Annotated in this window: 12 protein-coding genes and 1 tRNA gene; 5 read left to right on the top strand and 8 right to left on the bottom strand. The window is 59.6% G+C overall.

The genetic code is table 11. The features are described 5' to 3' along the window. The 5 genes from NLU14_RS20785 to NLU14_RS20765 form a co-directional block, all read right to left on the bottom strand. Window positions 1-6776 (bottom strand): non-ribosomal peptide synthetase (locus NLU14_RS20785; protein ID WP_275710211.1); only part of this gene is annotated, 6776 nt, incomplete at its 3' end. Further along, window positions 6776-16459, bottom strand: a complete 9684-nt coding sequence (locus NLU14_RS20780; protein ID WP_275710209.1) for a non-ribosomal peptide synthetase — start codon at window positions 16457-16459, stop codon at window positions 6776-6778. The genes NLU14_RS20780 and NLU14_RS20785, both read right to left, overlap by 1 nt. Before the next feature lie 73 nt (window positions 16460-16532). Next, window positions 16533-17837, bottom strand: a complete 1305-nt coding sequence (locus NLU14_RS20775; RefSeq protein WP_275710207.1) for a lysine N(6)-hydroxylase/L-ornithine N(5)-oxygenase family protein — start codon at window positions 17835-17837, stop codon at window positions 16533-16535. Between the two features lie 123 nt (window positions 17838-17960). Beyond that, window positions 17961-19658 carry a multidrug ABC transporter permease/ATP-binding protein gene (locus NLU14_RS20770; protein WP_275710205.1) on the bottom strand — a complete coding sequence of 566 codons (1698 nt, stop codon included), beginning with the start codon at window positions 19656-19658 and terminating at the stop codon, window positions 17961-17963. Window positions 19659-19681: 23 nt separating this feature from the next. Beyond that, window positions 19682-20275: a sigma-70 family RNA polymerase sigma factor gene (locus NLU14_RS20765; RefSeq protein ID WP_275710203.1), complete on the bottom strand. Its 594-nt coding sequence runs from the start codon at window positions 20273-20275 to the stop codon at window positions 19682-19684. A 277-nt stretch (window positions 20276-20552) separates the two neighbouring features. Between NLU14_RS20765 and NLU14_RS20760 the strand changes: the two genes are divergently transcribed. After that, window positions 20553-20629: transfer RNA gene (locus tag NLU14_RS20760), tRNA-Met, on the top strand. 19 nt (window positions 20630-20648) lie between these two features. On the opposite strand, the gene NLU14_RS20755 is transcribed toward NLU14_RS20760, so the two are convergent. After that, window positions 20649-20828 carry a hypothetical protein gene (locus NLU14_RS20755; RefSeq protein ID WP_275710215.1) on the bottom strand — a complete coding sequence of 60 codons (180 nt, stop codon included), beginning with the start codon at window positions 20826-20828 and terminating at the stop codon, window positions 20649-20651. 212 nt (window positions 20829-21040) lie between these two features. Here NLU14_RS20755 and NLU14_RS20750 point away from each other — a divergent pair, with 212 nt between their 5' ends. From NLU14_RS20750 to NLU14_RS20740, 3 genes are all read left to right on the top strand, one after another. Then, window positions 21041-21766, top strand: a complete 726-nt coding sequence (locus NLU14_RS20750; RefSeq protein WP_275710201.1) for a hypothetical protein — start codon at window positions 21041-21043, stop codon at window positions 21764-21766. 679 nt (window positions 21767-22445) lie between these two features. Continuing rightward, window positions 22446-22595: a hypothetical protein gene (locus NLU14_RS20745; RefSeq protein WP_338040813.1), complete on the top strand. Its 150-nt coding sequence runs from the start codon at window positions 22446-22448 to the stop codon at window positions 22593-22595. A 66-nt stretch (window positions 22596-22661) separates the two neighbouring features. After that, window positions 22662-23618, top strand: coding sequence for a hypothetical protein (locus tag NLU14_RS20740; RefSeq protein ID WP_275710199.1), 957 nt, complete (start codon window positions 22662-22664; stop codon window positions 23616-23618). Between the two features lie 73 nt (window positions 23619-23691). Here NLU14_RS20740 and NLU14_RS20735 read toward each other — a convergent pair whose 3' ends face one another. Further along, window positions 23692-25035, bottom strand: coding sequence for a DnaB-like helicase C-terminal domain-containing protein (locus NLU14_RS20735; RefSeq protein WP_275710197.1), 1344 nt, complete (start codon window positions 25033-25035; stop codon window positions 23692-23694). Between the two features lie 217 nt (window positions 25036-25252). Here NLU14_RS20735 and NLU14_RS20730 point away from each other — a divergent pair, with 217 nt between their 5' ends. Then, complete coding sequence (locus tag NLU14_RS20730; RefSeq protein WP_275710195.1) at window positions 25253-25438, top strand: helix-turn-helix domain-containing protein; 186 nt, start codon at window positions 25253-25255, stop codon at window positions 25436-25438. 67 nt (window positions 25439-25505) lie between these two features. Here the strand turns inward: NLU14_RS20730 and NLU14_RS20725 are convergent, their stop codons facing one another. Then, window positions 25506-25937 carry a VOC family protein gene (locus NLU14_RS20725; protein ID WP_275710193.1) on the bottom strand — a complete coding sequence of 144 codons (432 nt, stop codon included), beginning with the start codon at window positions 25935-25937 and terminating at the stop codon, window positions 25506-25508. Between the last annotated feature and the right edge of the window lie 85 nt (window positions 25938-26022).

Genomic DNA, 26022 nt, shown 5'->3' with positions numbered 1-26022 from the left:
ATCATCTGGCGGCTGAAGGCTTCCCCGGCAAAGCAGTAGATCCGCACGCCCGGCGGCTGGCCCTTGAGTTCCGCCCATTCCGCCAACTGGCGCAAATAGCTGGGCGGGAAGGCGGCCACGGTGATGCCTTCGTTGAGGAGGCAGTCGTAGGTCTCCTGCACACTCCACAGGGCCTGGTCCCGCAAGACAATGCGGGCGCCGTGGCTGAGCGCGGTCAGCCAGCGTTCGTGGGCGCCGTCGAAGCTGATGGACAGGAAGTGCAGTTCCCGGTCGTCCGGGGTCAGGCCATAGCGGGCGCCGATGGTCTGGCAGTGCATGGACAGGGCGCCGTGGGGCACCGCCACGCCCTTGGGCTTGCCGGTGGAACCGGAGGTGTAGATGAGGTAGGCCAGTTGCTCCGGATGGATCGAGACGTCCGGGACGGCGCCCGGCTCACGACTTACGTCCAGGTGATCCAGGTTCACGGTCTCGACACCCTCGACCGACGGCAGCCGGTCCAGGGCGGCGTCGTGGCTGAGAAGCAACGAAGCGCCAGAGTCCGCCAGCATGTAGCGCACCCGTTCCGCCGGGTAGTCCGGGTCCAGGGGCAGGTAAACGCCCCCGGCCTTGTGCACGGCGTACAGCGCCACCAGCATCTCCATGCCCCGCTCCAGGGCCACGCCCACGCGGCTTTCGGCCCCCACGCCCTGCCCCAGCAGCCAGTGGGCCAGGCGGTTGGCGCGGCTGTCGAACTCGGCGAAGGTCAGGCGATCCTCGCCGTGGACCACGGCAATCGCATCAGGGCGCTGGCGCGCCTGCTCCGCAATCAACGATGGAATCGGCCGTGGGTCCACCGGTGGGTGGGCCGGGTGGTTCCAGTCGTTCCAGATCACCTGCTCCTGCTCGGCCAGCAACAGCAGGCTGCCAATCCGCTGGTCCGCCTGTTCACAGATCGCCATCATCAATTGCCGGACATGGCCGGCCAGGGCGGTGACTCGGTCGCGATCGATGAGATCCGCCCGGTAGTGCAGGTGCAGCACCAGATCGTCACCCGCTTCCACGGCGACACTCAGGGGGTAATGTGTGCGTTCACTGACCCGCAGTTCGCTGGTATGGACCTCATCACCGCCGCCACGCAGTGCCGCATCAACCGGAAAATTCTCGAACACCAGTAGCGTGTCGAACAGCTCCTGCCCGGATTGCCCGGCTATCCGCTGGATCTGGTAAAGAGGTGTGTGTTCGTGCTCACGCAGGGCCAGATTGTGCTGTTGCAATTCGCCCAGCCACTCACTTACCCGCTGATCCGGCGCGGGCGCCTGGACCACGGGAAGGGTATTGATGAACAGGCCCAGTTGCCGCTCCATGCCCGGCACGCCCGCCGGGCGCCCGGCCACGGTGGCCCCGAAAGTAACCTGGCGCTGGCCGCTGTAGCGCTGGAGGATCAGGGTCCAGACCGCCTGGACCAGGGTATTCAGTGTCAGGTGCCGGGAACGGGCAAAGGCTTCCAGGCGTTGCCGGTCAAGTACCAGCACCTCTTCCCCAGCCACGTCAGTTGTTGTCACAACCTTGTTCCGGGGCGCCAGCAGCGGTGCCAGGCGGGTGGCTTCGTTGACGCCGGCCAGTTGGTGGCGCCAGAACCTCTCGGTCTGCTCGGCATCGCGATTGGCCAGCCACTGGAAATAATCCCGATAACGCGCCGGCGTTTCCGCCTGCCGGCCCAGGGTCTGCTGCAGGATTTCGCTCAGCAGGGCGGCACTGCTCCAGCCGTCCAGCAGGATGTGGTGCAGTGTCCAGACCATCTGCCAGCGGCGCTCGTCCAGGCGCACCAGAACCAGCCGCATGAGCGGTGGCTGGGCCAGGTCAAACGGTGTGGTCTTTTCCAGTTCGCACAGGGCATCGAGCCCCCCGGCCCGGACGTCACGCCAGTCCAGCTCACGGATGGTCAGTTCCGCCTGGCGGTGGATCAGTTGCAGCGGCGCCTGGGTGCCCGGGGCATGGATAAAGGCCGCCCGCAGAATGGGATGACGGCGGATCGCGTCCGCCCAGGCAACCTTGAAGCCCTCCACGGGCAGGTTGTCGATGGTGACCGACACCTGGTTGACGTACAGGTCCGCCGAACCGCCCAACTCGCTATGGAACAGCAGGCCTTGCTGCATCGGTGTGAGCGGCAGGATATCGTCGATTTCCCGCGGCGGCGCGGGTAACGCGTCCAGGGCCGCCTGGTCCAGCGCCGCCAGGGGCACGTCCGACGGAGTCAGGCCGGCGCTCTGCCGGCACAGCTCAAGGATGGCATTCAGGGCCTCGCCGTAGCCCGCGAGGAATTGTTCGATGACCGTATCCCGGTGGCGGGCACCGCTATAGCTGCACACCAGTTCCAGCCTGCCGTTGCGAACCTGCCCGTCCAGGGACAGTTCGAAGCCCAATGGTGCATCGGGCGCGCGCGTTGTCCCCGGCGATTCCTCCGCCAGCGACAGGAGGCCATTGGTGCCACCATCCACCTGGCCCAGGTAGTTGAACAACAGGGTATCGGAAACATCGGGCAATTCGCGATCGCCGTCGCGGAAGCGCAGCAATCCGTAACCGATTCCGCCATTGGGCACACCGCGCAGGTGCTCCTTGATGGTCTTGAGGCTCTCGGCCAGGTCTTCGCCGCTGTTAAGGGCCACCGGGTACAGGCTGGTGAACCAACCCACGGTACGGCTCAGGTCCAGGCCTTCGAAAAGGTCTTCACGGCCATGGGCTTCCAGTGCGACCAGGTTCTCGGCGCTGCCCGTCCATTGTCTCAGTGCCCTGCCCAGGGCGGTCAGCAGCAGGTCATTGATCTGTGTTCGATAGACCCGGGGCGCCTGCTCCAGTAATTCCCGGGTTTGCGCTTCGGGCAGCGAGAGGGTCTGCCGGCGCAGGTGGGCAACCGTGTTTTCACCGTCCGGATTCTCACAGGGCAGCGGTCGTGGTGTGGGGAGGCTGGACCAGTAGGCGCGTTCGGCCGCCAGGGCTTCCCCGGCAAAGTTTTCGGCCAGGCGCTCGGACCAGGCCTGGAACGGCGTACCCTTGGGGCCCAGGCCCGGCTCCTGGCCGTTCCGGGCCTGATGATAGGCCTGAGTGAGGTCGTCCAGCAGGATACGCCAGGAAACGCCGTCCACCGCCAGGTGATGGATGACCAGCAACAGGCGCTCGCCACCCTCGGCGAGGCGCACCTGCACCGCCCTAAGCAGCGGGCCATTTACGATGTCCAGGCTAGCCTGGGCACCGTCGCAGACGTCTCCAAGCCCTTCGGCATCCGTGTCACGGACCCAGAGCATATCTTCAGCCCCGCTCTCCGGCCGGTACTGCTGGTGCCACTGTCCCGCCGCCTCCCGGAAACCCAGGCGCAGGGCATCGTGGTGGTCCACCAGTGTGGTGAGGGCCTGGCGCAATGCTGCCGTGTCCAGCGGCTCATCCGTGGCCAGCAGCAGTGACTGGTTCCAGTGGGAGGGTTGAACCAGGGCCTGGTTGAAGAACCAGTGCTGGATTGGCGTCAGGGGAATGTCCCTGCCCATATACACACACTGCTCGACGGCCTCTTCAAGGGTACGGACTGCCTGCGCCAGGTCCGCCACGGTCTGGCGTTCAAACAGGTCACGGGGTGTGAGTTCGAGGCCGGCAGCCCTCGCCTTGGCGATGATGCGCAGGCTGAGGATGGAGTCGCCACCCAGGGCAAAGAAGTTATCGTGGCGGCCAACCTGAGCCACACCCAGCACGTCCTGCCAGAGCGCTGCCAGTGTCTGTTCAGTGTCGCCCCGAGGTTCTTCGTATTCGGCAATGTCCGGCTCCGGGTCCGGCAATGCCTTGCGGTCCAGCTTGCCGTTGGCCGAGAGCGGGAACGCCTCCAGCGCCACCAGGTGCGCCGGCACCATGTAATCCGGCAGCTGTTTCTTCAGTTCCGTGCGGACATCCTCGATGTCCAGTCCCCTGCCCTGCAGGTAGCCAATCAGTTGCTCGCTGCCACCGAGCCGGCGGGCGATCACCACCGCCTCGCCTACGCCGGGGCAGGCCCGCAGGACGGATTCGATTTCGCCCAGCTCAATTCGCAGGCCCCGCAGTTTAATCTGATGGTCGATCCGCCCCAGGTATTCGAGGTTGCCGTCGGCGCCCCATTGGGCCAGGTCGCCACTGCGATAGAGACGTTCACCCCTGGCGAAAGGGCTGGGAATGAAGCTTTGCGCTGTCAGGGCCGGCTGGCCATGATAGCCCAGGGCCAGGCCGGCGCCCCCGATGTAAAGCTCCCCCGGCACGCCTGCTGGTTGCGGCTTCAGGCGGCTGTCGAGGATGTGGATCCGCAGGTTGCCGATGGGGCGCCCGATGGGAACGGTTTGAATCAGGTTGCGAGTATCCGCACCGCAGGTCCAGTGAGTGACGTCGATAGCGGCCTCGGTGGGGCCGTAGAGGTTGTACAGGTTCGCCTGGGGCAGACGTTCCAGTGCCTGGTCCTGCAAATCCCTGGGTAGGGCTTCGCCGCTGCACACAACCCGGCGCAAGGATGCGCACCCCGAAAGATCGTCCTGGGCCAGGAAAGCCGACAGCATGGAAGGGACGAAGTGAATGGTGGTCACCCGCTCCCGCGCAATCGTCTCCAGCAGCTTCGCGGGTTCCCGGTGCTCCCCCGGAGCCGCCACCACCAGGCGGGCGCCCACCATCAATGGCCAGAAAAACTCCCACACCGACACGTCGAAACTGTAGGGGGTTTTCTGCAGGACGGTGTCATCCTCGCCCAGCTCATAGGCCGACTGCATCCACTGCAGCCGGTTGTACAACGCGGCATGGGTGTTGGCCACGCCCTTGGGCCGCCCGGTGGAACCGGAGGTGTAGATCACGTAGGCACGTTGTTCGGGGTGGAAGCTTACCTCGGGGGTTGTGGCGGGCTGGTCCGACAGGTCCAGGGCACTGAGGTTCAATACGGTGACCTCGCCCAGGTCTGGCAGGCTGTCCACCACTGGGCCGTGTGTCAGTAACAGGTCCACCCCGGCATCGGACAGCACCTGCTCCTGGCGGGCCCGAGGATGCTCGGGATCAACAGGCACATAGGCGGCGCCGGCCTTCATCACGGCGTATAGCGCCACCACCATTTCAACGGAACGCTCGGCGGCCACGCCCACCAGGCTGCCGGTACCAACGCCCTGCCCGATCAGGTAATGGGCCAACCGGTTGGCGGCCTGGTCCAACTCTGCGTAGCTCAGGCGTCTGTCACCGAATACCAGGGCCTCCCGGTTCGGATGCCGGTTGGCCTGGCGTTCGAACAGCCGTTGCACCGGCTCCGGCGTTCCGTAGTCGACAGCCGTGTCGTTCCAGGCCGCAAGCTGTTTCCGGTCGAACTCGTCTGGCAGATCGTAGTCGCCAATGGCGCAACCCGGCTGCTCAACGATCTGCATCAGCAGGCGTTCGAAACGCTGGTGCAGGCGCTCGATGGTCGCTGCGTCAAACAGGTCCGTGGCGTAGTTCCAGTTCCCGGACAGTCCGCCGTCCGGGAATTCCCAGGTATGCAGCGCAAGATCGACCTGCGCCGTGCCACTGTCCTGGGGCAGTACTTCCGCGGCCAGGCCCGGCGCCAGCTGAAAGCGTTCACCCTCCCGCTGCTGGTGGTTGTAGAGCACCTGGAACAATGGGTTGTGGCTGAGGCTGCGCTCAGGCTGCAGTTGCTCCACCAGGTGTTCAAAGGGCAATGCCTGGTGAGCCTGTGCATCCCGCGCCGTTTGCCCTACCCGCTCCAGCAGGCTGTCGAACGGCTCGTCGCCCTCCATGCCGGAGCGCAGCACCTGGGTATTCACAAAAAAGCCGATCAGGCCCTCTGTTTCAGCGCGGTTACGCCCGGCAATGGGCACGCCAACGCTCAGGTCATCCTGGCCGCTCAGCCGATAGAGCAGCACCTTGTAAGCCGCAAGTATGACCGAAAACGGGGTGGTGCCGCGGCTGCGGGCCAGGTGTCTGAGCCCATCAGCGATGGATGGCTCCAGGGCAAACACATGGCGTGCACCCCGAAAGCTCTGCTGGGCCGGGCGGGGGCGGTCCGCAGGCAGCTCAAGCACCGGGGGCTTGTCACCCAAACGCCGCGTCCAATAGGCCAGGTCGGCTTCGCCGTCACCCGCCTCCAGCGCGCGACGTTGCCAGAGGGCGAAGTCCTGATATTGCAGCGGCAGTGGGGCCAGGTCCGGCTCCCTGCCGGCAAGCGCTGCCTGGTAGCACTGGGCAAATTCGGCCAGCAATACCTGGATTGACCAGCCGTCGGCGATGATGTGATGCAGACACAATAACAGGCGGTGGTCACGCTCACCCACTCGCACCAGCGCCACCCGCCAGAGTGGCCCGCGCTCCAGATCAAAGGGGCTGCGGGAATGCGCCCGGGCCAGGGCGAGCACGTCCTCCTCTGATGTGGCTTCCAGTTGCTGAACAGGGACCGGCCCCGAGGGCAGGATCTGCTGTTGCGGCTCGCCCTGCCCATCGACGGAGAACCCCGTTCGCAGGCTGTGGTGCCGCTCGGCCAGGATGTCGAAAGCGCTCTGCAATGCGGTTGTATCGAGGGTGCCTTCCAGCCTCACCGCTCCCGGCAGGTGATAGGCGCTATTGCCTGGTTCCAGTTGTTCAATAAACCAGAGCCGCTGCTGGGAGAAAGAGGCCGGGCTGCAGTCACCGGCCTCTCCGGAGGGGATGGGCAGGGACGAAAGATCCAGCCCCTGCTCCTGCAGTTTGCGAAGAAAGACCCGCCGCTTGTCCTTGTCCAGCCTGAGAAAACGGCGCGCCAGTGGCATCGCATTATCCTGCATCAGTCGATCTCCTCCAGTTCGTTCATAAGGGCGTCGAGGTCATCCAGACGCCCCTGGTCCAGGGTTTGCCCCTGCAACCGTTCAATCACCACCGCCATGGCCGCCACCGTGGTGGCCTCAAAAGCCTCTGCCAGCGGTACGTTCACGCCAATGTGCTCGCGGATACGCGACAGCAGCCGCGTCGCCAGCAGCGAGTGCCCGCCCAGTTCAAAGAAAGAGTCGTGGCGCCCCACCCTTTCCACCTGCAGCAGGTCCCGCCAGAGCGCGGCTAACTGTTGCTCCAGCTCACCCTCCGGGGCCTCGTACTGGCGGACCTCCAACTGGGGTTCCGGCAGGGCCTTGCGGTCCAGCTTGCCGTTGGCGTTCAGGGGCAGACGATCCAGCACCACGAAGTGAGTGGGCACCATAACCGCGGGCAATTCGGCGGCCAGGCGGTCCCTCAGGCTTTCGGTTTCCAGGTGGACGGTGTCCTCGGGTACCAGGTAGGCCACCAGTTGCGGGCCGTGGTTCGTGGCCTTGGCCGCCACCACCGTTTGGCGAATGCCGCCGCAGGCCAGCAGGGCCGACTCGATTTCGCCCGGCTCAATACGCTGGCCACGGATTTTCACCTGGAAATCGGCACGGCCGGCGTATTCCAGCAGGCCATCCGAATTCCACAGCGCCAGGTCCCCCGTGCGGTAGAGGCGCGCGCCGGGCTCACCGAAGGGGTCGGGCAGGAAGCGTTCGGCCGTCAGTTCCGGGCGGCCGGCGTAGCCGCGCCCGACGCCGGTGCCACCCACATACAGTTCGCCCACCGTGCCGCTTGGCGCCAGTTCCAGGTTGGCGTCCAGTACATAGAGGCGATTGTTGTCCGTGGCGGAACCAATCGGGATCGAGCCTAGTGCATCGGCTTCATCCTTCAGGCAATGCAGGGCGACGTCGTCGGCACACTCGGCCGGGCCATAGGCATTGACCAGCGGAATCGATGGGTAACGGCGAAACCAGCGCTGCGCCAGCTCGCGCCCAAGGGCTTCACCGGTCGGTAACAGCCAGCGCAGATGATTGAGGGGCTGTGCGGCGATCCCCAGCATGCCCTCAATCACGGCCGGTACGGCCTCCAGCACCGTAACGCCGGTTTCGGACACGGTTTCAACCAGCCGTTGGGGATCGTGGGTGATCTCATCCGGAATGATCTCCACACGGCCGCCAAACAGGGGCGCGGTGAGGAACTGCCAGACCGAGATATCGAAACCCGTCGCGGCTGTCTGGGCGATAACATCGCCCTCACCCAACTCCAGGTAGGGCACTTTCGAGAGCTGGTTGTTCAGCATGCCCTGGTGGTTCACCATCACGCCTTTGGGCTCGCCGGTGGACCCGGAGGTGAAGATCACATAGGCCAACTGGTCGAGGGCCGGATAACGGCCCGGATTATTGTCCTGACCGTTCCTCAGCAATGTTTCAAGGGTAAGCACGCGGGGGGGCTTGTCGGTCTCGGCCAACACCGCTTCTGCCTCCGCCTTGCTGGCCTCCGGCACGAGCAGCACCGGGGCGCCGCTGTTTTCCAGCATGCGGGCACTGCGGCCCGGGGGATGGCGTTCATCCAGGGCCAGGTAAGCGCCTCCCGCCTTGAACGCGCCCAGGATCATGGCCAGCAACTCCAAGCCCCGGGGGGCGTAGAGCGCTACCACCTGGTCCGGTTCCACGCCTGCGGCAATCAGGCCATGCCCGATGCGGTTTGCCTGGCGGTTGAGTTCTGCGTAGTTCAGGCTGCTTCCCATGCAGCGGGCCGCCTCACGCTCCGGCGCTACCAGTGCCCAGGCCTCAAAGCGCTCCAGGTAGCTCAATGCGGTCCAGTCCGGTACCTGCGCACCCTGACCAAGAGCCATGACATCGCCGCGCTCACTGCCCGACAGTAACTGTATCCGGTGCAGTGGCTGCTCCGGCTCCGCAATCAACTGGCGCAGTATCTGTCGGTACTGTCGAAGCAGGGCGTTCATGTCCCGCGAGCGGAATCGGGCGCGATCAAAGCTGAACTGCAGTTGGTAAGCATCCCCGGGCAGCACCACCACGGTCAGCGGATAGTTGGTGTGGGTCCGGTTGGCCAGCGGTTCGATCCGGTACTCGGCGGCTGCCTGCTGCACTTCCGGCCCCATGGGCACGTTCTCGAACACAAACAGGCTGTCGAACAGCCCCTCTCCCCGGCGCACCGGCGCCAGGTTCTGGACTTCAGCCAGGGACAGGTGCTCATGCTGGCGCATGGCGGCGTTGACGCCCTGCAGGCGGTGCAGGAAGTCCACACCGGGCTGGGCCGGGCCTTCTGCGGTAATGCGTAGCGGCAGGGTGTTGATGAACAGCCCCAGGGTTTCCTCGATGCCGTCCAGTTCGGCAGGACGCCCGGCCACAGTGACCCCGAAAAGGGCTTCGTCGACCCCGCCGTGGCGCATCAGCAACAACGCCCATGCGGCCTGCATGAAGGTGTTAATGGTGAGTTGGTGCTGCCTGGCCCGTTCGGCCAGTTGCGCCGTCTCGCCGGCGTCCAGTACCAGGGTGACATCCTCGATACCGGCAGCGGGCAAGCTGCCTTGCTGGTAGGGCAGTGGAGTGATCTCCGTGAAGCCGGCCAACTGTTCCTGCCAGAAGGTGCGCGCCGGGGCCTCGTCCTGGTTCTGCAGCCAGGCGATAAAATCACGATACGGACGCGCCGGTGGCGTTTGTGGTGTGCTGCCCGCCACCAGGGCGCGGTAATCGTCAAAGAACTCAGCCAGCATCAACCCCCGGCACCAGGCGTCAATCAGGGCATGGTGGTGGCTCTGGACAATGCGGTAGTCCGCCGGCCCGAAACGCACCAGCCGAACCCGCAATAGGGGTGGGCGGGTGAAATCAAAGCCCTCTTCGCGCTCCCGGGCCAGCAGGGCATCCAGTTCGGCCTCGGCACCGTGTCGATCCATATGTTCCAGATCGATGAACTGAGCCGGCGAAGCGACCCGGCGGTATACGATCTGGTGCTGGACACCGTCATCCAGGCCATGAAAAGCCGTGCGCAACATCGGGTGACGCTGGACCACATTCTGCCAGGCGGCCCTGAAGGCCTCGAAATCAACCTCGGCTCCAACCTCATACTGATCCTGCATCAGGTAGATGCCACTGCCCTGCTCCAGCAGGCTGTGCAGCAGGATACCTTCCTGCATCGGAGCCAGCGGCAATATGTCTTCGATATTGTCGGGATTGGACAGGCGATCCAGGGCCTGCTGGTCCAGTTGCGCCAGGGGCACATCGGACGGGGTAAGGCCGCCAGGCTGGTCGCAACACTGTTCGATCAGCCCCTTGAGGGCGTCACGGTAAAGCGCCATCAGGTTTTCCACCTGTTCACGGCGGAACCGCTCACGGCTGTATGTCCAGTCCAGGCACAGTTGTCCGCCCCGCACCTGGCCGTCCACCACCAGCGAATTGGCCAGGGGGCCGTTACCCGTGCGGGCAGCCCCGGTTGGTCCGGAATCAAGCGCCAGGGGACTGTCACCGGTACTATCCAACTGCCCCAGGTAGTTGAACGTCAGGCCGGCCCCGGTCAGTTCCTCCAGGTCCTCGCCGCGAAGGTACTTGAGAACGCCGTATCCCAACCCCTGGCTGGACACCGCACGCAGGCTCTCCTTGGTACGTTTAAGATCCGCGAGGATGTCATCACCGGATTCCAGGGCCACCGGATAGAGGCTGGTAAACCAGCCAAGCGTGCGGCTGACATCCGGGGCATCATCCGGACCACTGCGGCCATGCCCCTCCAGAGTAATCACATTACGGGCACGGCCGGACCACTGGCGCAGAGCCCTTCCCAGGGCCGTCAGCAGCAAGTCGTTGATCCGGGTGCGGTAGGCGGCGGGTGCCTCGTGGAGCAGTCGCCGGGTTGCGTCCTTATCCAGCACAAAGCCAACCCGGTCGCTATCGCAAACCCGGGCCGTGCCTGCCGGATTGTCACAGGGCAACGCCGCCTCTTCGGCACTGAACGACTGCCAGTAGGCCAGTTCGCTGGCCAGTGCGTCCTTCGCAGCCAGGTCGGTCAGGTACTGTGCCCAGTGATGGAAATGGGCCGCCGGTTGATCCAGGCTGACCGCCTGGCCTTTGGCCCGTTGCCGGTAGGCGGTTTGCAGGTCTTCCAGCAGGATGCGCCAGGAAACCCCATCGATGGCGAGATGATGTACGGCCATAAGCAGGACCTGGCGCTGGCCCGGCAGGCTGGCCAGAACCGCTCGCAACAGCGGCCCCTTCTCCAGGTCCAGGCTGACCTGGGCCGCTTCGAACCGCTCCAGCAGGACGGATTCATCGTCGGCTTCCACAACGTTTAGCAGGTCTTCGGCGTGGTCCATCTTGCCGAGGCTCTGCAGCCACTGCCCCTGGCCGTCCCGACGGAAACGCAACCGCAGGCTGCCGTGATGGGCCACTACCCCGGCCAGCGCTTCGCGCAGGGCGGCGGTATCCAGTGGCGTACGAACTTCGAAACGCAGCGCCTGGTTCCAGTGATGACGGGCCTCGATGGGCTGACGGAGGAAGCGTGCCTGGATCGGGGTCAGCGGGAAGGTGTGGCCAGACTCCGCCCCCTTGGTAACCGGCGCCGCGACTTCCTGCACCTCGGCCACCTGCGCCAGTTCGGCGATAGACTGCTTCTCGAACAACTGCTTGGGCGTCAGCCGGATACCCTGCTTACGCGCCCGCGCAATCACCTGGAGACTGATGATGGAATCACCACCCAGACTGAAGAAGTTGTCGTGACGCCCCACCTGTTCCACGTGCAGCAGTGCCTGCCAGAGTTCCGCCAGAGCCGCCTCGACACCTTCACGGGGTGCCATGAAGGTGTCGCCCTGGCGCTCAGGCTCCGGCAGGGCCTTGCGGTCCAGCTTGCCGTTGCCGGTCAGCGGGAATGTCGCCAGCGGCAGAATATGTGCAGGCACCATGTAGTCCGGTAACTGCTCTGACAGAGCCGTTCTTACAGCCTCGGCGTCGAAGCTGGCTGACCCATCAACGATGACATAGGCAACGAGTTTTCCCTGATCGTCCAGTTGTACATGGGCATCGGAGACAACGTCGTTGTTGCACAGGCGCGAGGCGATCTCCCCCAGGGATACGCGATAACCCCGCACCTTGACCTGGTCGTCCTGACGCCCGTGAAAGGTCAGCCGCCCGTCCGCCAGCAGGCTCGCCCTGTCGCCGGTGGCGTACAGTCGTTGCCCTGGCTGTTGCGGGTCGGAGAAGAAGACCTGTTCGGTTTGCTCCGGCCGGCCCAGGTAGCCGCGGGCCAAACCGGCACCGCCAAGGACCAGCTCCCCCACCGCACCCTGGGGCAGCAACAGCCGTTCGTCGTTCATCACCCGGGCGTGGATGTTGGGTAGCGGCCGGCCAATCGGGACGATTGCGCCGTCTTCCCCGCCTACCTCGGTGGTCAATACGCCAACCGTGGACTCCGACGGGCCGTAGTGATTGACCACACGACATTCCGGCCGCAGCTCGCGCACCCTGTTCACCAGGTTCGTGGACAGCGCTTCGCCGCCAAGCACCAGGAGGTCGGTTGGCAGCACCCGCGCCGGATTGTCCACCTGCAGCAACCCCGCCAGGTGAGTGGGTACGATCTTGAGGACCGCCACCCGGTGCCGGTCCATGTAGCTGGCAAAAGCCTCGGCATCCATTACCCGATCGGCACTGAGCAAATGCAGGGTCCGCCCGCTGCACAGCGCACCGAACAGGGTGGTGTGGCCCAGGTCCGCCGCCACCGTGGACACCATGGCCATACTGGCTTCGGCCGACGGTGCCAGCGTCTTCAGCATGCCCTGGACGTAGTTGGCCAGGGCGCCGTGGCTGACCACCACACCCTTGGGGGTGCCGCTGGTGCCGGATGTGTAGATTAGGTAAGCCGCCTGGCCGGGTTCCACCCGGGTGTCCAGGGAGCCCGAGGGCTGCCCGCGCCAGTCCGCATCAGGGCCAAAGCCAAGCCGTGGCCCCCGGTAACCGGCCACTGGCTCATCCGCCAGCAACAGGGCCGCCTGGCAATCGTTCAATACAAACGCCTTGCGTTCCGCCGGCCACTTGGGGTCCAGGGGCACAAAGGCGCCGCCGGCCTTCAGCACCGAGATTACACCAACTACAAATACCGGTGACCGGTCCAGGCAGACCCCGACTCGGGTTTCAGCCCCTACACCCTGCCCTTTCAGCGCTCGCGCCAGGCGGTTGGATTGCGCCTCCAGCCAGGCGTAGTCGTAAGCCTCGTCCTCATATTGCAGGGCCGGCCGTGGGGCGCTGTCCCGGATGTGGGCACGCCAGAGGGTAAGCACATCGGATGCGGGAAAACGTTCGTTCTCCCCCTCGAGCACAGACGGTGCTGCCAGCAGCGTCAGCTCGCCCAGCGCCCGTTCCGGGGCAGCGGCAACCTGTTCGGCGAGGTTGACCAGTTCAGCGGCGAAGCGCTGTATGCGCGCGGCATCGAACAGGTCACAGGCATAGGTGAGCACGCCGTGGATGCCATCAGGCTGGTCGGTGATGTCCAGCCCCAGGTCAAAGTGCGCGGTATCGTCATCCCGCTGGCGCATGGACAGCTCGGCACCCGGTAACGCCAGCTGCTGCGGCATGGGAAACTGCTGGGTGAACTTGACCTGGCACAGGGGGTTGTAACGCAGGTTGCGCTCCGGCTGCAGCGCGTCCACAAGTTGCTCGAACGGCAAGTCGGCATGGGCCTGGGCCCCCAGGGTGGTGTCCCTGACTGCGGCAAGAAAATCGGTAAAGCCCTGCCCCGCCGAAGGTTGGCTGCGCAACACCAGGGTGTTGACGAACAGCCCCACCAGCCCCTCGGTTTCCGGGCGTGAACGACCGGAGACGGGAACCCCCACCCGCAGGTCACGCTGGCCGGAATAGCGGTAAAGCTGGGTCTTGTAGAGAGCCAGCATCACCATGAACAGCGTTGCCCCATGGCCCCGGGCCAGTTGGCGAAGCCGTTCACTCAGCTCCGCCGGGAAGGTAAATGCCACCCGCGCCCCGCGATGGCTCTGTGATTCCGGGCGCGGCCGGTCAGTTGGAAGCTCCAGCACTGGCTGTTCGCCCCCCAGTTGTTGCTTCCACCAGCCCAGTTGGCGCTCAGCCTCTCCCGAGTCAAGACGCTGTCGCTGCCAGTAGGCAAAATCCGTGTAGCTGACAGGCAGTTCAGGCAATTCAGGCTCCCGCCCTTCGGCGAAAGCGGTGTACAACTGCGCGAATTCCTTCACCAGAACCTGGGCTGACCAACCGTCGGCGATGATATGGTGTATGACCAATATCAGGCGGTGATCCCCCTCCGCCAGACTGACCCGGTGCGCCTGCCAGAGCGGCCCTTTCTCCAGATCCATGGGCTGGCTGACAAGGTGCCGGCTCAGGCCGTCCAGGGCCGTCTCCGGATCGGCCTCCGCGGAGAGGTCGTGAACCTGAACTGGCACGGAAGCCGCTGGTTGCACCTGCTGCAGGGCCCGATGGTCTTCGGTTTCGGTGAAGACCGTACGCAGGCTTTCGTGGCGTTCGGCCAATGCATCCAGGCTGCGCTGCAGCGCACTGCTATTGAGTTCGCCCCGGAATTGCCACTCACCGCACAGGTGATAGGCACTGGAATCCCCCTCCAGGCGGTCGAGGAACCAGAGCCGCTGCTGGGCGAAGGATTGCAGGGGTTCGGCATCATCCGGGCAGGCCGCAATGGGCTCAACCCCCGAGGCATCCCTTCCCTGCCGGGCGACCCACGCCGAAAAATCACCCAGGCGTGGGTGCTCAAACAGGATCGCCGGGGCGATGGTGAGGCCCAGGTCCCGCTCCACGCGGGCAAGCATCTGCATGGCCGCTACCGAGTCTCCCCCCATGGTAAAGAAATGGGCGTCGGAGCCCAGGTCGTCACGGCCCAGCATGGCCCGCCAGGCGGCCAGCACCTCCGGCACCAGGGAAGACTCCGTGGTGGAGAGGTCCTCCGCGTTCTCGTCGAGCATCCGCCCATCTTGCCAACCGGCGAACACGGACAGTTCACCTTGCTCCCAGCCATGCCGACAGGCCGCACGCTGAAGCTTGCCGCTGGTAGTGCGTGGCAGGGTCTTGGGCTCTAGCAGCAGAATCAGTTGGGGCGCAATACCGATCGCATCGCTCATGGTCTCGGCGATGGTGGAACAGATCACTGCCGGCTGAACCATCCTGCGGGTGGCACGCCCCACTTCAAGGGCCAGGCCAACACACTCGGCGCCCTGGCCATCGGTGGTCGCGAATGCCGCAAGCCGCCCCGGCATCAGCAGTTCGATCTCCTGCTCAAGGGTGCGCTCGATATCCTGTGGGTACAGGTTCTGGCCATTAACGATAATCACGTCTTTCTGGCGGCCGGCCACGTAAAGATGGTCACCCTCGATAACCCCCAGGTCGCCACTGCGCAGCCAGCGGCCGCCCTGCCATTGCACGAAGGTGTTGGCCGTGGCTTCGGGTTTCTCCCAATAGCCCTTGGCCACGCTGGGGCCGCTCACCCAGATTTCACCCACCTGGCCGTCCTGGACCGTTTCCCGCGTTTGCGGGTCGACGATACGAACCTCGTCATCACCATAGGTTCCGCCGCAACCCACCAGCCGGCTGGGCTGGTGGGCACTGCTGAGGCCGGCAGTGGCCAGTTTTTCGGGTTCAAAGGTCCGGGTCTCGAAGTCGCCGTTGAAACCATGGGAGGTTACAAACAGCGTGGCTTCCGCCAGGCCATAGCTGGGTGCAAAAGCATCCCTTTGAAAACCAAAGGGCGCCAAACGACTGGCAAACCGCTCCAGGGTGTCCGGGCGAATGGGTTCAGAACCCGTGAAAGCCAGCCGCCAATGGGACAGGTCCAGGCCCTGCAATTGCTCGTCGGGCACCCGCCAGGCGCAGAGCAGGTAGGCAAAATCCGGACCGCCGGAGCAGGTGACCCTGTACTTGCTGATGGCCTCCAGCCAACGCGCGGGCCGTGCCAGGAAAAACTGCGGCGTCATCATGTTGGCGCAGTGGCCATGGAGAATCGGCAGCAACAGCCCCGACATCAACCCCATGTCATGAAACAACGGCAGCCAGGTCATCCAGACATCCTCGTCCGTGGCCTGGAACGCCTTCGCCATGGTGTATTCATTGGCTATCAGGTTGGCATGGGACACCATCACACCCTTGGGAGCGGAGGTTGAGCCCGAGGTGTACTGCAGGAACGCCAGGTCATGATCGCCCGGCTGCACCGGGGAGCATTCGCTCTGCCACCGGCTATCCACCCGGTCCACGGCCACAAGCCGCCCCTCCGTTGGCATCAGTGGCGCCAGGCGGGCCTGGTAACGTTCGACGTCTTCACCCAGCGCAAGGACGACCAGCGGTTTTGCATCCGAGATCATCCCGCCCAGCCGGTCAAGGTAAGCCTGTCGGCCGCGCTCCGGCGGGTAGGCCGGTACCGCGATAATCCCCGCGTAGAAACAAGCGAAGAAGGAAACCGCGAAATCCGCTCCCCCCGGCAGCATCAACAGGCAACGCTCGCCCGCTGCCAGCCCCAGCTCTTCCTGCAGATACCCCGCCAGTGCAAGTGCCCGCTGGTGGAGCTCGCTGTAACTTGTCACCACAGGCGGCGCGTGGTCCGACACCAATTGTCGAATAGCGGGCGCCTGGGGCCGCGTTTCGGCATAAAAACGAAGGACATCGGCGAAATTCGGGAACCGCTCCGCGTGTAGGCTCATCTTGTCACCTGCATGATTTCAGAACACATATCTTCGCGGGGCCGTGAAACCCCGGAAGCATTCCTTTGGACCCTCACACCATGGATGCGGCGCGGGCCTTCTGATCGGCAATGGCAGGACGCCCGACTCCCGGTCGCTCAAGAATGGACTCGAGGACTTCGCGGGAACGAACGGCGAGAACAGACAACAGGGTGTCACTCAGGCCATGGGTGGTCTCGCAACAGCCCTGCAGGTAAATCCGGGCGTCGCTGTTACGCAGATTGAGGCAATACTGGCGGTCCGGCGTAAGGCTCTCCAGGTGGTCACCGAGGCCTGCGAGCAGGTCGTGGTGCTGGTTACGGCGATAACCGGTGGCCAGGATGACCGCATCGAACCCCTGCTCCTGCAGACTGTCATCCGCGAGGTTACGCAAGGTCAGGCGCACGCCTGTCTCGCCGGTTTCAACCCGGGCGATGTCCCGGCGCGCCAGCATCTGGTGACGGTCTTCGTTACGCAGTTTCTGGAGGTAGAAAAGCTGGAAAATGCGCTCGATCAACTCCAGGTCCACCACGGCATAGTTGGTGTTGCGGAACTCGCCAAGCAGCTCAATACGGCGCGCCCTGGGCTGCTGGTAGATCTGGTCGATGAAGGAAGGGTTGAATATTTCATTGACGAAGGGGCTGTCATCGGAGGGCTTCAGGGCCGTGCCGCGCAGGATCATCGAAGCGTCCACCTGTGGGAAGCGCTGGGTCAGGTCCTCGAAAATCTCCGCCGCACTCTGGCCACCCCCGACAACCGCAACCCGGGCCCTGCGCCCCCTGTCCGCCAGCAACGTATCAATACGGCCACGATACTGGGAGGAATGCACGATTCGCGGGTCACTCACGCCTTCAAACGCCTGCGGAACCTGGGGCGCACCACCCATGCCCAGCACGAGGTTGCGGGCCCTGCGGCTTTCCAGTTCGCCACCGGCGCGGCGGGAGAGCACCTCGAACCCCGCCAGTTGGCCATCAATGAAGCAAGGCTTAACACCCTCGACATCCTGGCCGTAATGCACCCGGTCCTCGAAATGACCGGCCGCCCACTGCAGGTAGTCGTTGTATTCCTCCCGGGTGGGAAAGAACGTCTGAATGTTGATGAAGTCTTCCAGCCGCCCCTGCTCCTTCAGGTAATTGATGAAGGTGAAACGGCTTTGCGGGTTACGCAGCGTGGCCAGGTCCTTGAGAAACGAAATCTGCATGGTGGAGCCATCAATCAGCATCCCCTCATGCCAGTTGAACGCCGGCTTGCGCTCCAGAAAACAGACATCGGGTGAGCAGGCACCCTCGGCATACTCCTGTGTCGCTATTGCCAGCGCCAGATTCGACGGGCCGAAACCCACGCCGAGAAAATCATGCATGTGGCTCATCACCTTTACTCCCGTATTCATTGTTTGCGAAAAGATTGCCTGAAGACCCGGCACACCCGGCTAACGAAGCAAATAATTCTCATTTACATAAAGACGAACAAAGCAGCCCGTTGTTTAGGCCTGGTCGGAAAAAGTCTCACTGACAGGTGTTTCACCGATCATCTGCATGGCGTCGTGACGCGACTGCTGGCGCTGCTCCACAGACAATTCGGTCAACTGGCCGCTTTCCATCTTCAGCAGCCGATCCGCCTGGTGGAAATACCGGTCGTCGTGGGTAATGGCGAAGATGGTTTTGCCCCGGGCTTTCATCTGCGGCAGGAGGTCGCGGTAAAAAAGCCGGCGGAAGACCGGGTCCTGGTCGGCAGCCCATTCATCCAGCAACAGGATGTCCCGCTTCTCCAGCAGCGCCAGCAACAGCGCCAACCGTTTCCGCTGCCCCTGGGACAGCCGGGTATCCTGCAGGCGGCTGCCCGCCACCCTCACCTTGTCCTCCATACGGAGCCGCCCAAGCCAGTAATGCACGTTCGCCGGGTCTGCGTCCTGGCCGTGCTCGGCAATGAGCTGGTCAAACAGGAAGAAATCCGTGAACACGGAACCAAACAGGCGGCGGTAGCTGCTCCAGTCATCGGGCTGCAGGGCCCGGCCATCCATTTTCAGGTTGCCGTGATGGGGCAGATAGAGGCCAGACAGCAAGCGGGCCAGCGTGGACTTGCCGCTGCCGTTACCCCCCACCAGGAAGATGATCTCGCCACGACGGATCGTGAGATCGATGGGCCCGACATCAAACCCGGGCTCACCATGCTGAACCGGATAGCGATACTGCACCCCACTCATCTCCAGCTCCTGCCACTCACCGGTGGGATCACGGGCCGCATCCTCAAACCCGGGCCGGTATTCCGCCAACGCCAGGGAGTCGAGCTTATCCAGCGACACCCGGGCCGACAGCATGGCGGGCAACGACGCCACGGCGGAGACCAGGGGCGTGCGCATAAAAAGAATGGTCAGGGCGTAGGTGGACGCAACAGGCATTGCCGCCCAGCCCAGGCCGTTCACCAGGTAAAACACCAGGCCAATCGTGCCGAGCACCATGATATTGGCCCAGTTACTGGCAATGCTGTGGTAACGGTCCGCCAGGGTGACATGCTGGCGATAGGTCTCAGCGCTACGGTCAAACTCGTCCTCGTAGTAGCGGCGGGCGCGATCACGGTTGAGGGCCAGCTCCTTTCGCCCCTCAATCGCCGCCTCATAATCCTGATAGATGCGGTCCTCCGACTCGCGGAGCTGCTGGAGATGACGACTCAGGGCATTCACCAGGCCCCACCCCACGGCAACGGTGACCGCCATCCATAACAGCGTCATGGCAAACAACGGCAGGGACAGGAACGCCAGGTAGGTAAAGGCCGCCACACTCAGGCCCAACCCGTAAACCAGTTGTGGCAGGTTGACGAACGCCAGGGTGATATTGCGAATATCGCTGGACAGGCTTGCCAGGATGTTGGCCCCACCAATCTCCTCCAGGCGTTCGATGCCGGTATCCAGAACCCGCTTCACCAGTGATCGCCGCAGGCCATAGACAAAACGATGACCAAGCGCCGTCAACGCCACCTGGGCATAGGAGGCAATCACCAGCAACACCACCAGCAAACCGGCAAACTGCCAAAGCAAACCGGCGCTGCCATCACTCGCCGACACCAGACGTTCATTGATAAACGCCACAACCCCGATGCTCAGAAGCGCACTCAGGATGCTGAGGGAAAGGGCGAACGTCAGCGCGCCCGGGTTATGACTAAACACCAAACGGATCAGTCTCATTAACAACAGTCCCTATTGCTGATTCAAAAAAGAAAGGATTGGTTCAGGCTGGTGCGGCAATGCTGCAGGGCATCCTTCAGCATGAAATTAACCAGCGTGGGAGACACACCGAGGGACCGGGCCACCTCCCGCTGGGTCCAGCCCTCCACACGGCTGAGCAGCAGCACCTTCTGCACCCGGCCGGGCAGTTCCGCCAGCGCGGTAATCGCGCCCTGCAGCGCCTGGGTTCCAGCGTGTTGCCGTTCCGGCGAGGCCGACAGCGGCCCCGGTACCTGCTCCACATCGGCATCACAGGTACTGAACCGGTTTTCCAGCGCCAGCCGGCGAAGCCGGTCGATGGCGAGATTGCGCACCACCCGGTGCAGAAAGCGCCCCTCGTCCCTGACGTTGTCGGCGAAGCCCTGGTCCCAGACCTTCAGGAACGCCTCCTGCACCACATCCTCCGCCCGCGCCCTGCAGCCAAGCAGCGACTGGGCGGTATCCACCAACGGCTTTCGGTACTGCCGATAAGCCGCCGCAAGGCGGCCCTCCCAGCCAGGCAGGCCGGTTACGCTAACCGACCGCAGGGTTCCGAGGTTTTGAGCCTGTTGATCCAATTCATGTCTGAACGAACTCATGGCGTACCATCCGTGGGCAATGAATGACAATCATTTGCATTTAACCATCATTCACATTTGCACTTCAAGGCTTGCACATGAATAACTGGCAACAATTGCGGAAAGAATTGAAAACCCGCCCCTGCCAGTACGGGCCTTTTAGACTGTTGTTTAGAAAAGGTTTTTCAGGCGAGAAACACCAAAGACAGGCCAGGGAGGGAATCGGGACGCATACCAGGCTCTTGACAGCCCACACCCTCAACCATAAGATACGCGCCGCTTCCATTGGTGAAGCGATGGCAAGGTAGCTCAGTTGGTTAGAGCACGGCACTCATAATGCCGGGGTCGGCGGTTCGACTCCGCCCCTTGCTACCAAGATTTAAAGGGTTACAGTTCACGCTGTAGCCCTTTTTTCGTTGTTGTCCCCTTTTTGTCCCCCGAGGTTACTCATTGGGGACAATCTCATTGCTGATTCCATGTGATCCGGTGACAAGTGCGCGTAGCGCCTAGTCATTATAATATGGGCGTGACCAAGTATCCGCTGAAGGGCCGGGATATCCCCTCCGTTCAACATGTAGTGACTTGCAAGGATGTGCCGAGGAATGTGGGCCAGTTGGTGGGATGTTGAAAATCCCGTTCTCTTAGGCTGACCTGAACACCTACCAACAAGAGTCAAACAGTCGCCTTAGACCTGGCAACGCAAATTCAAGGACCCGTTTCTGAAACTGGGAATCAATGGGTAAAATTGGTGGAAACTCAGCCTTTCTGTGAATGGAGATTTCAGCTTTGACCAAGAAATTTACTCCACTAGACTTCAAAAAACATCCAAAATGTATCCAACTCGATGGGAACAACCTTTTTGCCGTCAAGTATGAAACCAAACATTCAAAGCTTTTTATCGGATACAGTTCAATTGAAGTGGTATTGAGTCGCTGTATAAAAAGTGCAAATTACCTAAAAAAATATAGAAAAAAAATAGTTGATGATGAAACTCAAGAAAACATAAGTGCCCATTTCATTAGCGGGGTGGTAAATTACGGCCGATGTTTTACCAGTGGTCGAATAAAATTAGAGAAAACCCTAATACCAAATAAATATTTAAAGACGCATGAAAGAATAATAAAAATGCGACATAAATATATTGCTCATTACGATGGATTCGGCGAAACCTCTCTTTGCCTAGTAGCATTATATCCAAATGGAGACACTCCCTCTATCCTTCATATTGAGGAACCTAGGCATGTAAGAATTAATTTTATTAACGAAGATCTCTGGGAGGATGTAAAAAATATTTGCGAAATTTTGATTTCCCACGTAAAGGAAAAACAAAAGCTACATTACGAAAAGCTTTGTGAAGAAATAAGGTCGACACCGCTAAGCCAGTTATATGAAGGATTCGATGACCGAACTCTATTTTACAACCCAAAGTTCACGCCTGGTCAGTACTCTTTCAGGTTGAATATCGAACCGAGTGGTTTTTTCGAGTTGAAAGGAAATCTCATAAAAAAATAGGAGCTTGTATAAATATTGACAATTGCCCACTTGACGATCACGGTCTTCTAATGCCACGAGGAATATGTTGAACGAGTAGTTCTAACCGCCTATGTATTTTACCTACAGGTCTCGTACGTCGGGGGCGGGGGTTCGACTCCACCCCTGTCAACAACGGTGAGTTTTGACCGCTTTAGGGTCTTTTAGCAGTACTATCGACATAATTAACTCCATTTTTCCTACACGGCGGGCAATGTGCGGCAAACGTCCCGGCACTTTACGAGAACGGATGCGCTGTAGGACAACGGAGCTCTACAAACAGCTTTACTATTTCACCGGCTTCGTTTAGGCGCTTCATCTTCAAATCTCCTCTGCTTCCATGTGTTCCAAGAGACGGGGGATGTTGACCACGCGGTTGGCGGTCGATTTTGTAAGTCGGGATGTGGCAGCGCTTAACCCACCCTTCTACTACTCCGTGGTCTACACGGACCCAAGCGGCGAATTCACGCCAGTCCATCAGTGGCGGCCAATTCAGGTCCTTAATGCGCTCCACCAGTTGTTCGTCTATCATGGTCTTAATCCGAAACATTCAAGAACGGACTTTGAATGTCAGTAATGGAGGTCATTATTTGACCAACTGGCGCAGTCAGGTGAGATCGGTAACTCCAAGTGGAAAGCTCCGCTCTATAAAGGTGTACGAATGAGCACCAACGAACTGGAAGTGATAAAGATGCTGTATCCGCAGTACAGCCTTTGGCTCATTAGCGGGGAAATTGCTCCAGAGATAGGTCAGGCAAGCCCAGAATACGATGAAGTAAACTCAAAGTTAGACAGTTCACGCCGGGGATAGCAGTAACCAACTTAGCACGAAAGAGATGGTTCCAAGGAAGGCGTAACCGAGCTTAACGGGGGTACAGTGAAAGAATATTTCGAAATAATAAAGACAAAGAAAATGGCATACACTGCCATTATATCAGGATCTATTATTCTTTATTGGGCACTTGCAAACAATAATATAAATAACTTCAAAGTGATCCTCCCTATTGTAACAACAACCGTGTTTTCAATTTCTTTTATATTCGTCGAATTGATAGAAAATGCATACAAAAAACTCCCTACTATAAATAAAAAATTGTTTACAGAAATACCAAAAATGAATGCTAAGCAAGAAACCATACCACCCTTAATACCTCAAAGCAGCACCGTTCTTTTTTCGGAACGTTTCTCACTAGCCTTTCCAGGAGTGAGGGGAGTAAAATGGTATAGTGGAAGTGAAGCGATTAGAAGATTAGAGATTCTTCTAAAACACCCATTAACATTTAGCATTGGTGAAAGCACAACTGATCCAATTTGGTGGTGGCGCGGAGGAAACCTTCAAATCTCTGACTTCAAAAGAATATCTAAGGATGTGGTTTTACTTAACACACTTGAGTTGAAAATAAAGCGTATAGCTGCAATAAAAGGCTCAGATTATTACAGATCGTTTGTATATGTTGAGTCAACCCCAATGAAAAGAAGTGGAGCTTCAGAAATTAAAGAAAAACAAATATCCGAACAGCTAGAAGACCAAGGTTTCGCACGAGAAGACTACGCGATAGTCAGGAAAAAACCATTCCCGATTGAGCACTATGAAGACGGCGCCACTGAAATAAATGGGAAACTTGTTGATATAACAAACATAGCTGAACGGAGAAGTAGATTTTTGACTCCATACAATCTAGTAATCGCACCGCACAAATCTCCAATCAACAATACAAATTTTGATGATCAGCTAAGAAAACTTCTAGATTCTATGCTTTCAAACAAAGCAAGCATAGAAGATCTGAAGAAAGCAGTGGAATCTCAACCAAAATTACCACACCACATAATATAACTGAATAAACTATAAAGAACTTAAATAAAACCTAGGTACCGTTTTCTAAAAAACTACTGAAAAATCTTGAATATTAATCATCTAAGAAGTTATCAAAACTACAAGTACCTGGCGTATAAAATACTTTAACTGTCCCTATGGAACTAGCAGACGAATTTTTTGCAACTATTAACTCCGTCACACCATTATCGACAGAATCTTCATTATAAACTTCATCTCTGTAAACAAAAATCATTGTGTCCGCATCTTCCTCCAAACATCTCCAAGCACCCAAGTCTCGGGTTAAAGGTCTTTTATTTGGCCGCCCCTCTACGTCACGACTAATAGTAGTAGTTGCGATAATCGGAATTTTTAGCTCTCTGGCCAGTCTACTGATCACTTTTGAAATACTTTCCGGAGTTGCATGCTCTGAATTAAAATCCATGTGCTGCAAACTATCAACAATAATAAGCTCAACATTTTTATCTTCTTTAGTTTTTATAGCTCGATTTCGCAACTCATCAATACTTAAAGAAATATTATCATCTATATAAAGAGGAAGATCCTTCAAAAGACTTACAGCTGATGTTAACCTTGGCCAGTCATCTTCTTCTAGGTCCCCCCTAAACAGTTTATGGACAGGCAATCTACCAAGGGCGGACAACATCTTTCTCATCAACCTGTCAACAGGCAAATTAAGACTGAAATAGCCTACCGATTTCTTCTCTGCTATTACAGCGTTGCAAGCAATCTTTAAAGCAAGATCAGTTTTACCCATTCCTGGCCTGCCGGCAATTGCGATAAAATCGGACTTATGCAACCCATCTGTGACCCTGTCAAGATCAAAAAGCCCCGTAGAGAGACCTCTATTTGTTGCGTTACTACCATCTGCTTCAAATGCACCTTCTAGTGAATCCAGCTCTCTAACTAAATAATGATTTATACTTCTAAAACCTTCATCACTACCACCCCTTTTCTTTAAAAATCTCACTTCGTTTATTGCACTCTTTATACCTTCAACCACATTTATCCATGCTTCATCTTCATCATTCCATTTCGTAATAGGGTAGGCATCCTTGGGTAACGCTTGGATTTTTGAGAATGGGGTTTCGCTAAAATCCACAGGTCGCACTACAACGGGCACCACAATCGCCTGATTCGCCTCATGCCTTTCCATCGCTATCTGGAGTTCCTCTTGGTAACAGTAATCGGATGCAACGAAGTCGGCACTAACAAGTAATACGATTATGTCTGCCCTCTTTATATTTGTATCAATTTCTCGTTGCCAGAGTTGTCCAGGCTTTATTTTTCGGTCATACCATGAGGATATTACCTCTTTCCTCTCCAGCACAGACAAATGAGCCCGAAGAGTTTCGCAAAACCTCTCATCCTTATGCGAGTAACTGTAGAAAATCGATACGCCACTTGAAATTTCCACTTTTCCCTCGTTTATTTTATTGAGACGTTCTATGAGTTATAACCTTTAGGTATTCTACCGGTAGTCACATTTTGGGCAATCAGTAAAACATACACATCTCGACATGAACGCTATCCTGATGTCACTACTCATCGTCAGTAGATAAGAAAACGCCAAGGTCCGCAAGGAATACAAGGCCCTCTAGGACGAGTTCTGCCTGATTGACCAACTGGTCACCATGAGGACCTCGGCAGGCCTTACCCAGGAGGCGGTTGCCAAAAAGCTCGGCACCAACAAGAGCAACATTTGCCGCCTTGAACGTGGCAGGGGGAACCCCAGCTGGAGCACGCTCAATAAGTACGCCGCTGCCTGTGGTTTTCGGGTGAAGCTGGAAGCCGTTGAAGACAACCGCCCCTCCGCCTGATAGCGAGTACATCTGCTACCAGCATTCAAAAAGGCCCGCCTCCTCAGAGCCGGGCTTTTTTCGTACCCTAACCTTCGTCAGTGGCCCCGGGAATCGCCGCCATATCCATCCACATGGCTTCCCATACGTGCCCGTCCGGGTCGGCGAGGTTTCTGTTGTACATGAAACCCAGGTCCTGCATCGGGTTGATGTCCGCGGTGCCGCCGTTGTCAGCGGCTGCCTTGTTCATGGCGTCGACGGCTTCACGGTTGTCGCAGGAAATGGCCAGCATCACCTCGCTGGAGGTTGTTGGCGGGATTGGGCGGTCAGTGAAGGTGCGCCATTTGTCGTGGGTGAGCAACATAACGTGAATGGCCTCACTCCAGACCATGCACGCGGCGGTGTCGTCGGTAAACTGGGGGTTATTCCTGAAGCCAAGTGCGTGGTAGAAGGCCATTGAGGCTTTGAGGTCTTTTACCGGCAGGTTCACAAAGATCATTCGTGTTGTTGTTGCGGTCATTGCTGGCATTCTCCAGGTTGTTATGGTCGAAACAGGTTGATGTCCTGTTACCCTCTAGTCGGGTCACCGCTGTGGATTTCGACAC

This window comes from Marinobacter iranensis (assembly GCF_029207565.1).
Taxonomy (GTDB): Bacteria; Pseudomonadota; Gammaproteobacteria; order Pseudomonadales; family Oleiphilaceae; genus Marinobacter; species Marinobacter iranensis.
The sequence above is the reverse complement of the archived record's forward strand: the minus strand, read 5'-3'. Positions and strand labels throughout refer to the sequence as shown.

Coding starts and splice junctions, on each gene's coding strand:
- NLU14_RS20780 (WP_275710209.1), bottom strand. CDS start 16,459: ATGAGCCTACACGCGGAGCGGTTCCCGAATTTCGCCGATGTCCTTCGT.
- NLU14_RS20775 (WP_275710207.1), bottom strand. CDS start 17,837: ATGCATGATTTTCTCGGCGTGGGTTTCGGCCCGTCGAATCTGGCGCTG.
- NLU14_RS20770 (WP_275710205.1), bottom strand. CDS start 19,658: ATGAGACTGATCCGTTTGGTGTTTAGTCATAACCCGGGCGCGCTGACG.
- NLU14_RS20765 (WP_275710203.1), bottom strand. CDS start 20,275: ATGAGTTCGTTCAGACATGAATTGGATCAACAGGCTCAAAACCTCGGA.
- NLU14_RS20755 (WP_275710215.1), bottom strand. CDS start 20,828: ATGTTGAACGGAGGGGATATCCCGGCCCTTCAGCGGATACTTGGTCAC.
- NLU14_RS20745 (WP_338040813.1), top strand. CDS start 22,446: ATGAGCACCAACGAACTGGAAGTGATAAAGATGCTGTATCCGCAGTAC.
- NLU14_RS20730 (WP_275710195.1), top strand. CDS start 25,253: ATGAGGACCTCGGCAGGCCTTACCCAGGAGGCGGTTGCCAAAAAGCTC.
- NLU14_RS20725 (WP_275710193.1), bottom strand. CDS start 25,937: ATGACCGCAACAACAACACGAATGATCTTTGTGAACCTGCCGGTAAAA.